Origin of the sequence: uncultured Flavobacterium sp., from assembly GCF_951805225.1 — a bacterium.
Classification (GTDB): Bacteria; Bacteroidota; Bacteroidia; order Flavobacteriales; family Flavobacteriaceae; genus Flavobacterium.
The window spans coordinates 3,317,942-3,331,340 of sequence record NZ_OX638201.1; the positions used below are offsets into that span (position 1 = coordinate 3,317,942).

Genomic DNA, 13,399 nt, shown 5'->3' on the forward strand with positions numbered 1-13,399 from the left:
TTTAGTTGTGATTTTATTTAACTACAAGGCACAAAAAAACTCCAAACATGGCACATTTGGAGTTTTTCGCTTTATAACCAACCTTTAATTATTTAGATAACCGTTCCTTTTAAAGTAAGGATTTTTGGCGCCGTTTCGGCACTTGTTGTTACAGTAACTGTTTTTGTAAAACCACCTTTATTAGCGGCGTTATAAGTTGCTGTTACTTTAGCCGTTTTACCAGGTAAAATTGGCTCTTTTGTATAATCTGTTGCAGTACAACCGCAAGATCCCTGAACATTAGTAATTACAACAGCAGTTTTTCCTGTGTTTTTAAATTCATAAACAATCGCTTTTGGAGTTCCTTGTGGAATTTGTCCAACATCAATAGTTTCTGCTTTCCAAACAATAGTTGACGCATCAAAAGCTGCTGTTTTTGTTTCGCAAACTAATGATTTTACTGGTGCAATTGCTGAAAAAGACATTAGTCCTAAAGCTAGTGCTAACATCGAAATTTTAATAATTCTCATAGTTCTTTATTTTAAATGGTTTATAGTTCAAATTTTATATTTCAAAAGTACCTCAGACAAAATCAAATCGCTGTTAACCGCTTTCAAATCTTTGTTAACGAGTTGTTAATCGCTATTTTTAACTATAATTTTGATTAATATTACACTCTTTAAAACACCTTTTTCTTGAAAATAAATAAACTTAATAGTATTATCCTTCTGGGACTTGTCGCCATTATAAGCATATTGGTCGCGCAATTGCTTTGGACCAAAGAGGCTTTTACTTTAGAACAAAAAAAACTAAGTCAGAAGGCAAACATTGCTTTACTGGAAGTTGCCAGAAAATTATACGAGGGAAAAGATCATGAATCTTCCTGCCAAAATCCTGTTCAGAAAATTTCGAACGATTATTATATTGTCAATGTCAATAATGCTTTTGAACCGGATATTTTAGAATTTTACTTGAGAGCCGAATTCAAAAAAATGAACATTACAACTGATTTTGAATTTGCGATGTACAATTGTCAAAGTGACGAAATGGTCTACGGAAAATACATTTCTTTTTCTGATAAAGAACAGGCAACAAAAACAGTTTCTTTTCCAAAACATAAAAATTTAGTCTACTATTTTGCGGTACGTTTTCCTAATGAAACTACTTATTTATTCAGTTCGATGCGTTTTTGGTTTGTGCTTTCCATTACGCTTATTTTTATTTTATTGATCTATGTTTATTCGATTTTTACGCTTTTGCAGCAAAAGAAATATTCTGAGTTGCAACGAGATTTTATCAATAATATGACGCATGAATTCAAAACTCCTTTGTCTTCGATTTTAATTGCTTCAAAATATTTAATTGAACAGAATCCGATTAAAGATGATAAGAAACTCTATACTTACACTGACATTATTATCAATCAAAGTAATAAACTGAATCATCATATTGAGAAAATTCTAAACATTGCCAAGTCTGATTATACTCCTTTAGAATTAAAAAAAGAGACTGTTTTAATTGTTCCGATTATTGAGGAAGTAATCGAAAATATTCAGTTAAAATATCCTGAAGCTTTTATTAAAATTGAAAGACAATCAGATGAATATGCAATAGAAACTGATGTTTTTCATTTCTCTAATTTGATTTATAATCTACTGGATAATGCGGTAAAATATTGCAATAAAAAACCTGAAATTATCATTCAGATAATAGTAGAAAATTCGACTTTGAAGCTAAAATTTATTGATAACGGAATTGGAATTGCTTCTAAAAACATTTCGTTTATCTTTGATAAGTTTTACCGCGCTCAAAACGAAAAAAGCAATGAAGTAAATGGTTTTGGACTTGGTTTGTATTATGTAAAAGAAATTTGCAACTTGCATAATTGGAAAATTAAAGCCGAAAATAATTTAGAAAATGGCACAACAATAACCTTGTCAATTCCTTATAAAAAATGAAACAATTCAAAATACTTTATACCGAAGACGATGAAACTCTGGCGTTTTTAACCAAAGATAATTTGGAACAAAATAACTACGATGTTACACATTGTTGTGATGGTAATTTAGGCTTGGAAGCCTTTAAAAAAGAAAATTTTGACATTTGTATCTTTGATATAATGATGCCAAAAAAAGATGGTTTTGAGTTGGCAACTGAAGTTAGAAAAACTAATACTGACATTCCTATTATTTTTCTTTCGGCCAAAACTTTAAAAGAAGATCGTATTAAAGGATTGCGTCTTGGCGCCGATGATTATCTGGTGAAGCCTTTTAGCATTGAAGAATTGTTATTGAAAATTGAGATTTTCTTAAAACGTTCGCAGAAAAATGTTCCAACGGAAAAAAATGTATACGAAATTGGAAAATATCAGTTCGATACCAATAATTTTATTCTTTTTAATGAAAGCGAAAAAATCAGCCTTACGCAACGTGAAGCTGAATTACTGAAACTTTTTCTTGACAATAAAAATTCGGTTTTAAAAAGGGAACAAATTCTGACTTCACTTTGGGGAACTGATGATTATTTTATGGGAAGAAGTTTGGATGTTTTTATTTCGCGTCTGCGTAAAATTCTGTCTAATGAAAAAGGAATTTCGATAGAAAACCTACACGGAATTGGTTTTAGATTTACAATGTAGTTTTTTGACTATAAATATTTAAATTTTTGTATTTTTAGTATCTAAAATCCCCCGATATGAAATTGCATCATTTACGTAACGCGACTTTAGTTATTGAAACTGATCAACATGTAATCTTAGTTGATCCTATGTTAGGAAAGAGAAAAACGATTCCGCCTTTTACTTTCTTTCGTTATAAACCAAAGAGAAATCCGTTGGTTTCTTTGCCAAAAAACAGTCGGGACATTCTAAGCAGAGTTACACATTGTTTGATTACACATTTGCATCCTGATCATATTGATAAAGCTGGTGAAGTTTTTTTAAGACGTAAAAGTATTGCTGTTATTTGTAGTTCAAAAGATGAAAAAGTTCTCGCTAAACGAGGTTTAAATATTACTCAAACTTTAGATTACTGGGAACCTCAACCTTTTCTGGACGGAAAAATCACGGGAATTCCTGCGATTCATGGATATGGTTTTGTTGCAAAACTAATGGGAAATGTAATGGGTTTTCATATTGAATTGCCAAATGAAAAATCAATTTATATAAGCTCAGATACTGTTTTTACAGAACATGTAGAAAAAGTTTTGGTAGAATTTAAACCTGATATTGCAACAGTCGCTTGCGGAACTGCGAGATTAGATATTGGTCAGCCTTTACTAATGAGAATGAATGATATTTTGAAATTTGCGGCTCTTGCTCCGGGCAAAGTTTTTGCGAATCATTTAGAAGCTTTAAATCATTGTCCAACGACTCGAGAAGAATTAAAAGCAGCTTTGGCAGAAAATGATCTTTTATCGAAAACTGCCATTCCTAATGATGGAACTTATGTGGAGTATTGATTTATAAAACCAACAAACCAAATTCGCGCAATATATTAATTGGTTTTGAATACCAGAACAATTCAAAATCATCTAAACTGGTTTCAAAATCGGCTTTTACTTCTTGAAAAGTATAGTTTTTAGCATTCGAAATTGTGATTTTAGTCAAAATATCAACAAGCCATTCGCCTTCTTCTTTATTGGTTTGAATGTTGAAACTTTCCTTTTTATCATGAAAAGTAAAAGTCATCATTTCCCACGTTCTTCCTTTTTTAGATTTTGTAAAATGTTCTACAGAAGGTTTTCCGCCTAACCAAACTACTTTTGCATTTGGTTTTGTATTAAAGTCATTTCCTTCTTCGAGTGCATTAAAAATAAAATCGGGATCAATTTTCGTCTTCGGAATTTTAAAGTCGAACCAATCTTGCAATTCATAATCAAAACAAATTCCGTGCATGAAATTGAAGAGTGATTTCTTTAATCCAAAGCTGAATTTATCGTGATTGATTCCTGTAGAATCGGTATAATCAATATCGTTGTTTGCAAAAGTTCCAATTGCTTCGGTTTTTTTTGTGACTCCAAATTTCTCCGGATATAAACCAACGGGACTATGCGCCGTCATCGCAAATTGATGCCAGAAACCTGATTGCAAAATTCCGGCTTCAAACAATTGACGCACCATTTCGAGACTGTCAACGGTTTCCTGAATCGTTTGTGTTGGATATCCGTACATTAAATAGGCATGAACCATTATTCCGGCTTCAGTAAAATTTCGGGTAACTTTTGCAACTTGTTCTACGGTTACGCCTTTGTCTATTAATTTTAATAATCGATCAGAAGCTACTTCTAAACCACCAGAAACGGCAATACAACCCGAAGCTTTCAATAAAAGACATAAATCTTTAGAGAAACTTTTTTCAAATCGAATGTTTGTCCACCAGGTTACAGCAAGTTTTCGACGCAAAATTTCTAAAGCCAAAGCACGCATCAAAGCTGGAGGAGCTGCTTCGTCTACAAAATGAAAGCCATTTTGACCGGTTTGCTGCATCATATCTTCCATTCTATCACACAATAAATTGGCGGCAACGGGTTCGTAAACTTTTATATAATCTAATGAAATATCGCAAAAAGTACATTTTCCCCAATAGCAACCGTGCGCCATTGTGAGTTTATTCCAGCGGCCGTCGCTCCACATTCTGTGCATTGGATTCACAATTTCAATTACCGAAATATATTTATCCAAAGGCAAATCTGAGTAATCTGGCGTTCCTACATAAGCTTGTTTGTAATCGTGCTTTAAGGAATTGTTTTTGTAAACAACTTTTCCGTCTTCTAAAAGAAAAGTTCTTTTGTAACGCTTCTCGTCTCTCGACTCCGCTCGGGATGACAAATTTTCAACAAGTTCTTCTATCGGAACTTCTCCGTCATCTAAAGTAATAAAATCGAAAAATTCAAAAACACGTGCGTCAGAAAGCGAACGTAATTCGGTATTTGGAAAACCTCCTCCCATCGAAATTTTGATTTCGGGATGGTTTTGTTTTATCCATTGTGCGCATCGAAAAGCGCTATATAAATTCCCCGGAAAGGGAACAGAAATTAAAAATAATGTCGGTTTTACTGCTTCAATTTTCTCTTTTAAAAGTGAAATTAAAATCAAATCGATATAAGTCGGTTTTTGCTGTAAAGCTTCGTATAATTCATCAAACGAATTGGCACTTCGACCTAAACGTTCGGCATATCGGCTAAAGCCAAAATTTTCATCGACACATTCTACAATAAAATCCGAAATATCTTCAAGATATAAAGTTGCTAGATGTTTGGCTTTGTCTTGCGTTCCCATTGTTCCGAAAGCCCAATCCAATTCTTCTAATTGTGCAAATCGAGAAGCTTCGGGCAGAAAATCTTCCTGACAAATTTGTAATGCCAATGTTGGATTTTTTCCTTGCAAAAACTGAATTACAGCATCAATAGTCTTGATGTATTCGTCTTGTAAAGCAAAAATACGTTTGGAGTTATCTGAAACCTCATCCTTCGACTCCGCTCTGGATGACAAATTCTCAATAAATTTCTCGGCATAAAGAAACAAATCAATCAATCCTTTCTTCGAAAACAATTCCAATATCACATCTATACCTAAATCAGCCTGTACCGATTCGATATTTTTAGTGTTTAGAAATCCTTTTATATACGCTGTCGCTGGATAAGGCGTATTCAGTTGCGTAAAAGGAGGCGTAACGACGAAGAGTTTGGTTTTCAAAAGAAATGTTTTTGCAAAAATAAGGCATATTTAGGGACTTTTTATGAAAAGATTCAACTTGATATTTTAGTTTTCTTTTGTAGATATTTAATTACATTTGCGATCATCCAAATAAATCCAATGAAACACAAATTACTTTTATTTTTTCTGTTTTTTTCTTTTTTAATGCAAGGTCAATGTTTTGATTGTGCAAAAAATATAGGTGGCTGGAATGGAGATGTTGCTACCGATTTAAAAAAAACAAGTGATGGTCTTTATCTTGCCAAAAATTCAGGAAATTTTGGGGATTATGCTGGTCTCTACAAATATGATTTTAATTGTAATTTAGTTTGGAAAAAAGAAATCGATAATTTTAGAATTCAAATCAGCAAGCTAACGTATGACTCTCAAGGTAACATCTATGTTTTAATAACCTGGGCCGATGCCCACAATGCTGTTGGCCCTTTCCCGATATCATTTAATGGTTTTCCTATGTATCCTGGACTAAATCTATTTAAGTTTGATAAAAATGGAAATTTAATTTGGAACCGATCAATAGGTCATGGAGCAGATTACGGAATGAGAGATATTTATATTTATAATGATATACTTTATATTACTGGAACATTTTATACAGACATAACCATTAACAATCAAATAAAACTTATAAATACTGTTTATACTGGAAATTATGTTTATCATGCTTTATTATTTATCGCTACATTTGATCTCAATGGAAATCTAAAAGATGCCCAGAAATTTGGTACCAGCAATGATGACTATATTAGCTCTGAGATGGATAAAAAAGGAAATTTGTATTTTTCAAGGTCAGATTATAATAACTCAAGCATTGACAAAATCGATTCCAGTCTCAATATAGTTTGGACAAAAGAAATATCTAATAATAAGATTAAAAACGAATCTTATTTTATACCTACTCTTTTACGTTATAATTCCAATAATGATAAATTATATTTATGGGGCTCTTTTTACAAATTCGCAGATATACTTGGAACCATTTATACAGATCCTAACACTGGATTTAATATAACACAAAGTATTCTATCAGAATTCAATGTAATTACCGGAAAACTAGAACGAATTAAACAAATTAATAATTCTTCTACTTTAGCATTCGGTCCTTCTGCCGGAAACACAGCTTATTTAGCAGAAAAAGATAACGAACTATTTATCTTTTCAAGTTTTACAGGTGTAATGAAATTTCCTAATAAAATTATTGAATCCAGAACTTTTAATGGAGGCGGAAACACTTATTATTACAGTGAAGAATTAGTTCTTTTTAAAGTAAACTTAAATAGTTTTGATTCTGAATTTATACTAAAATCTTCAGGAACAAGTTATTACACAAGTAGCATGTCTACTGACGCTGCTAATCCAATTTTATTTCATGGAAATGATCTTTATTTAACAGCTAGTTTCCAAAGTTCTCCATTAATAATTAATAATACTGTAATAAACAATAATAGTGGTAATAATGCTTCTGATGTAATGTTATACAAATATAAACTTGACGCATCATCAACTGATTCGGGAGCTATCTTAGCCGAAAACACATGTTTTAATGAACCTACTAATTTCGAAGTAAAAGGAAACTTTGATTCAATACTATGGGATTTTGACGATTCAAATTCTACAACGAATAATAGCGCAACAATAAGTAATCCGAAGCATCAATTTACAGCCATAGGAACATATAATGTTTCTGCGATAATAAAATGTGGCACTGAAACTCAAACTTTAAAGAAGGAAATTGTAATAACGAATATTCCCAAAAGCTTTACTTTAGATCCAATTACTGCATGCGAAACAACTTCTGGCACAGGAATTTCAAACTCATTTGACACTTCAAATATTAATGAAAAAATTATTGATAATCAAACAAACTTAGTGGTTGAATATAGAGATTCAAATGGGAATCTATTACAAACTCCTTTGCCAAATCCTTACACGAATACTGTAAAAAACGAAGAAACAATCAAAGTTAAAAGCTATTTTGCTAATAATCCATCCTGTTTCGCTGAAGCTGATTTGAAACTTCAGACAATTACAAAACCGGCAAATCTTTTAATTAATTCTCCACAAAACTTCTGTATTCAACAAAATGCTACATTGAATAATATAGCTATTACTGGTCAAAATATAAAATGGTATGACGCGGCAGCTGCAGGAACACTATTACCAAATACAACTTTACTTCAAAATAACACAACTTATTACGCTTCGCAAAGCATAAATGGTTGTGAAAGTGAAAGAGTTCCTGTGAAAATAAATATTCAAAATACTCCTCCTCCAACTGGAGATGCAAATCAGCCTTTTTGTTCTGGATCGAATCCTACTATCGCAAGTATTATGGTTACCGGAGATCTTGTAAAATGGTATGATACCGCTTCAAATGGAACACTTTTGCCAACTACAACAAATCTTCAAGACGGAAAAACATATTATGTTTCTCAAACCGTAAATAATTGCGAAAGTCAAAGATTTGCGGTCACAGTTTCCGTAAAAGATACTCCACTTGCTCCTCTTGAGTTAAACAGTCGTGCTTTCTGCAAAAGTGAAAATGCAACTTTAAACGATATCCAAATTGACGGACAAAATTTGAAATGGTACAGTTCAAACATTGCAGCCAGTACTTTACCGAATACTACTTTACTGGAAAACAATACTACTTATTATGTTTCGCAAACTACAGGATGTGAAAGTGAAAGAACTCCTATTTTGGTAAAAGTCAATGACACAAATTTACCAACAGCAAAAACAGAACAACCTTTCTGTATTGATCAAAATGCTACAATTGCTGATATTAATATTCAGGGAACAGGAATCATTTGGTATGATGAAGCGATTGCAGGAAACATTTTGACAGAAACAACCTTACTTGAAAACAAAACTTATTATGCAACGCAAACTGTAAACACTTGCGAAAGCAAACGAGTTGCTGTGTCTATAAAAATTCAAGACACTCCAAACCCAATTGCCAATTCTCCGCAAACATTTTGTATTCAAAAAAATGCTAAAATCAGCGACATTGAAATTAATGGAGAGAATATAAAATGGTTTGAAAGTCTGTCTTCTAATACTACTTTATCAGAAATAACTTTACTTCAAAACGGCATTACTTATTATGCTTCGCAAACAATCAACAATTGCGAAAGTGACAGAATTCCGGTAACAATAAAAATTCTTGAAGCTACTACTGGCGACTGTATTAATTTTGTTGACGAACTTCCTTTTCCAAAATTCTTTACACCAAACAATGATACTTATAATGATTATTGGACAATTGATTTTGCTTATTTAGCACCAAATACAGGAATCAAAATATTTGATCGTTATGGAAAATTAATCAAAGAATTAGTTTCGAATGGAACTTGGGACGGTACCTTTCTTGGTCAGGAATTACCCGCATCTGATTATTGGTTTTCAGTAACAAGATTAAACGGAACTGAATATCGAGGGCATTTTAGCTTAAAACGATAAAAACAATTTCATTCAAAAATTGTAATAAAGCCGATTTTGATTCTTCTAAAAAAGATTCAAAATCGGCTTTCTAGTATGCAGAGTTTTAAGTTGTCTTTTGTAGATATTTAATTACATTTGCGACAAGCCAAATTTTGAAAATGAAACATAAATTACTTTTATTTTTTTTTATAATTACAATCCAACTATTTTCTCAAACTAAGAACCAATCTATTGGATTTAAAGAAAATAAAGGTCAAATAATCGACCAAAAAGGAAAATCGAACTCCGCTGTAAAATATCTATTAAATTCTAATGGATTAAATGTTCAGCTTAGAAAAAATGGTTTTTCTTATGATGTTTATGAAGTGAAGAAAACTCCAATCGTTCGTTCAGAAACTACAAAAAAGATTCCCTATAAAATTCCGGAGAAAGAAAAAGAAACCAAACCGGAATATAATTTAGACTATATTTTTCATAGAATAGACATTGACTTTGTAAATTCAAGTTCTAAAGTTGAATTAATTGCAGAACAAAAATCGAAAGACTTCGACAATTACTATAATGTTCCCAATAAACCGGAAGGAATTATTGATGTTCATCAATACAAACAAATTACCTACAAAAATATCTATCCAAATATTGATGTTGTTTTTTCGATTCCAAATGATCCTCAAAAAACTGTCGAATATAATTTTGTTATTCATCCAAAAGGGGAAATCTCAGACATTCAATTGAAATTTACTGGTGCTGAAACTGATTTAGTTGATAATAAAATCCAAATGAATGTTCGCTTTGGTAAAATGGAAGAAACTCTTCCAGCGAGCTGGATTGAAGAAGGAAATAGTAAAAAAGAGATTGAAGTTGGATATACTAAGATTAAGAAGAATGTTTATGGGTTTGCTTCATCGAATTCCCTAAATGGTAAAACTATTGTGATTGATCCTGTACCAACGAGACTTTGGGGGACTTTTTATGGAGATGAAACTGGAACTTCTGGTTCAAACTGGTACGAAGTTGATTTAACAACTGATTCCCTTGGCAATGCATATGTTTCAGGATCTACAATGTCGCAAAGCCCTTCTTATGCAACTTCTGGAGCACATCAAACAAGCGGAAGCCATCCGTATATCAATTCAATTACAAATGGGATTATATTTAAGTTTGACAAAAACGGCAATAGACTATGGGGAACCTACTTTGCTGGTACACAATTTGTTTATATTTATGGCGTAAAAACTGATTCACAAAATAATATTTTAATTACAGGCTATACAGGGTCAGAAACAAATATCAGTACCGTGGGATCTTTTCAGCAAAATTTAAGAGGATCTTCAGATGCTTTCTTAGTAAAATTTGATAGTAGTGGCGTAAGGCAATGGGGAACTTATTTTGGTGGTGAAGATAGCGATTATGCAACTAAATTGGATATTGACATTAATGATAATGTTTACATTGTTGGTACAACTTCCAGTAAAACAAATATCGCTATAAATAGTAATTTTCAAACTGAATTAAGTTCTCCAGCAAGTCCCTATGGGATAAATACAGACGCGTTTATCGCAAAATTTAATACAAATGGAAATTTAGCATGGGGGACTTATGTTGGAGGGGACGGAAATGATAATTTAAGTGCTATTACAATAAAAGATTCTTACTTAGTTGCTGGAGGGGCTACTAAAAGTACAAACAATATGGCAACTACTGGTGTTTTTCAGGAAAAACCGAACTCTATTTTTCTCGGAGATGGATACGTTTGTAAGTTTTCTTTAAACGGAGAAAGAATTTGGGGTTCTTATTATGGCGGCAGCTCACCCATGGAAGAAATTCGATCAGTAGCAATTGATAATGACGAAAATATTTATATTGGAGGGTATACTTATAGTAGCGATAACATTACCACATCTGGAATATTTGAAGACTCAAATGCAAATCTTTATAAAGGTTTATTAGCAAAACTAAATGCTCAAGGACAAAGAATGTGGGGTACTTACGTGGGAGACATTAACATTTCTTCAATAGTTTTTCAAAATAATTCACTTTACATTGGAGGTGGAAATATGGATTTTAGAACTGACTTAAAACTCACAACTCCCTGCTCTTATAAACCTAACCGAATTAGAACTCATTATGGATATGCGGGTAGATTTTCTAAAGAAGGACTTTTTATTTGGGGAACATATATTGGTAATGATAATACTTTAAAAATAGCTTTACATACTGACGGTGCAATTTTTGTAGCTGGATTATCAAGTTTCAATGATGATATTGCCGATGGAAGTTCTTATCAATCTAATATTTTGGGCGATAAAAATTTTTTTTTAATGAAATTTTCTGAAGATCTTTCCTTTAAAATTCCAGAAATTTCATCAAATTCACCATTATGCATTGGCAAAACGTTAGAACTTAAAGCTTCAGGAGGAACAAATTATTCATGGACCGGACCAAACGGATTTACATCTACAGATCAAAATCCAACAATTACAAATGCAGCAGCAATTAACAGTGGTGAATATAGTTGTTTCATTACAGGAACTGGCGGTTGTGACGATACCAAAAAAATCACTGTTGTAATAGGTGATATAGAAAAACCAATTCCTGATTTGGCGACTCTTCCAACAATAACCGGAGATTGTCACACAACAATAAATACAATTCCAACAGCTACAGATGCTTGTGCTGGAGCAATTACAGGAATAACAACAGATCCATTATCATATAGTTTGCCCGGAACTTATACTATTGTGTGGAGTTATAATGATGGAAATGGAAACATTTCGATTCAAAATCAAACTGTTACTATTACAAGTCAACCACTTCCTAGTGCCGATACTCCGCAAACTTTCTGTAGCATTCAAAATGCTACATTGGATAATATTGCTATTACAGGACAAAATATAAAATGGTACGACGCCGCAACCGCGGGAACATTATTACCAAAAACAACTTTACTTCAAAACAATGTAACGTATTACGCTACTCAAACAATTAGCGGTTGTGAAAGCGATAGATTTGCTGTAATCGCAAAAATTGAAAATACTTTGTCTCCAACTGGAGATGCAAATCAGCCTTTTTGTTCCGGATCAAATCCAACAATCGTCGATATTATAGTTACGGGAGATCTTCTAAAATGGTATGATGCTGCTTCAAACGGAACACTTTTACAAAATACAACAAGTCTTCAAGACGGAAAAACATATTACGTTTCTCAAACTGCAAATAATTGCGAAAGCCAAAGATTTGCGGTAACTGTTTCGGTAAAAAACACCCCACTTGCTCCTCTTGAACTAAATAGTCGTGCTTTCTGCAAAAATGAAAATGCAACTTTAAACGATATTCAAATTGATGGACAAAATTTAAAATGGTACAGTTCAAACATTGCAGCCAGCACTTTACCGAGCACTACTTTGCTGGAAAATAATACTACTTATTATGTTTCGCAAACTACAGGATGCGAAAGTGACAGAACTCCAATTTTGGTGAAAGTCAACGATACAAATTTACCGACAGCAAAAGCAGAACAACCTTTCTGTATTGATCAAAATGCCACAATTGCTGATATTAATATTCAGGGAACAGAAATTATTTGGTACGATGCAGCAACTGCAGGAAACATTTTGGCAGAAACAACCTTACTTGAAAACAAAACTTATTATGCAACACAAACTTTAAACACTTGCGAAAGCAAACGATTTGCTGTGACTATAAAAATTCAAGACACCCAAAACCCAATTGCCAACTCTCCTCAAACATTTTGTATTCAAAAAAATGCTAAAATAAACGATATAGATATTAAAGGAGAAAATATAAAATGGTTTGAAAGTCTCTCTGTTAATACTACTTTATCAGAATCAACTTTGCTACAAAACGGCATTACTTATTATGCTTCGCAAACAATAAACAATTGCGAAAGTGACAGAATTCCGGTAACGATAAAAGTTCTTGAAGCGACTACTGGCGACTGTATTAATTTTGTTGATGAGCTTCCTTTTCCAAAATTCTTTACTCCAAACAATGATTCATTTAATGATTACTGGACAATTGATTTTGCTTATTTAGCACCAAATACAGGAATCAAAATATTTGATCGCTACGGAAAATTAATCAAAGAATTAGTTACTAATGGTGTTTGGGACGGAAACTATCTTGGCAACCCGCAACCCGCATCTGACTATTGGTTTACTGTTACGAGATTAAACGGAACTGAATATAGAGGACATTTTAGTTTGAAACGATAAAAATTAATTAACCGCTAAGTTTTAATTT

7 protein-coding genes are annotated in these 13,399 nt (G+C 32.5%); 5 read left to right on the forward strand and 2 right to left on the reverse strand.

The features are described 5' to 3' along the window. Positions 1 to 92 precede the first annotated feature (92 nt). Entirely contained in the window at positions 93 to 509 is a 417-nt protein-coding gene (locus tag WN975_RS13345) for a DUF1573 domain-containing protein (protein ID WP_337966974.1), read from the reverse strand. 165 nt (positions 510 to 674) lie between these two features. Here WN975_RS13345 and WN975_RS13350 point away from each other — a divergent pair, with 165 nt between their 5' ends. From WN975_RS13350 to WN975_RS13360, 3 genes are read left to right on the forward strand one after another with little or no spacing between them, the layout of a single operon-like run. Next, positions 675 to 1,937: a HAMP domain-containing sensor histidine kinase gene (locus WN975_RS13350; RefSeq protein WP_337966975.1), complete on the forward strand. Its 1,263-nt coding sequence runs from the start codon at positions 675 to 677 to the stop codon at positions 1,935 to 1,937. Continuing rightward, on the forward strand, positions 1,934 to 2,617 hold the full coding sequence (locus WN975_RS13355; protein WP_337966976.1) for a response regulator transcription factor: 684 nt from the start codon (positions 1,934 to 1,936) through the stop codon (positions 2,615 to 2,617). The genes WN975_RS13350 and WN975_RS13355 overlap by 4 nt, the downstream gene beginning before the upstream one ends. A 56-nt stretch (positions 2,618 to 2,673) precedes the next feature. Then, positions 2,674 to 3,438 carry an MBL fold metallo-hydrolase gene (locus tag WN975_RS13360; RefSeq protein ID WP_337966977.1) on the forward strand — a complete coding sequence of 255 codons (765 nt, stop codon included), beginning with the start codon at positions 2,674 to 2,676 and terminating at the stop codon, positions 3,436 to 3,438. A gap of 1 nt (position 3,439) precedes the next feature. On the opposite strand, the gene WN975_RS13365 is transcribed toward WN975_RS13360, so the two are convergent. After that, on the reverse strand, positions 3,440 to 5,674 hold the full coding sequence (locus WN975_RS13365) for a radical SAM protein (RefSeq protein ID WP_337966978.1): 2,235 nt from the start codon (positions 5,672 to 5,674) through the stop codon (positions 3,440 to 3,442). A 120-nt stretch (positions 5,675 to 5,794) separates the two neighbouring features. Between WN975_RS13365 and WN975_RS13370 the strand changes: the two genes are divergently transcribed. Together WN975_RS13370 and WN975_RS13375 are read left to right on the forward strand one after the other, a co-directional pair. Beyond that, on the forward strand, positions 5,795 to 9,154 hold the full coding sequence (locus WN975_RS13370; protein ID WP_337966979.1) for a T9SS type B sorting domain-containing protein: 3,360 nt from the start codon (positions 5,795 to 5,797) through the stop codon (positions 9,152 to 9,154). Positions 9,155 to 9,294: 140 nt separating this feature from the next. Then, positions 9,295 to 13,371 carry a T9SS type B sorting domain-containing protein gene (locus tag WN975_RS13375; RefSeq protein WP_337966980.1) on the forward strand — a complete coding sequence of 1,359 codons (4,077 nt, stop codon included), beginning with the start codon at positions 9,295 to 9,297 and terminating at the stop codon, positions 13,369 to 13,371. Positions 13,372 to 13,399 lie beyond the last annotated feature (28 nt).

Coding starts and splice junctions, on each gene's coding strand:
- WN975_RS13345 (WP_337966974.1), bottom strand. CDS start 509: ATGAGAATTATTAAAATTTCGATGTTAGCACTAGCTTTAGGACTAATG.
- WN975_RS13375 (WP_337966980.1), top strand. CDS start 9,295: ATGAAACATAAATTACTTTTATTTTTTTTTATAATTACAATCCAACTA.
- WN975_RS13355 (WP_337966976.1), top strand. CDS start 1,934: ATGAAACAATTCAAAATACTTTATACCGAAGACGATGAAACTCTGGCG.
- WN975_RS13360 (WP_337966977.1), top strand. CDS start 2,674: ATGAAATTGCATCATTTACGTAACGCGACTTTAGTTATTGAAACTGAT.
- WN975_RS13370 (WP_337966979.1), top strand. CDS start 5,795: ATGAAACACAAATTACTTTTATTTTTTCTGTTTTTTTCTTTTTTAATG.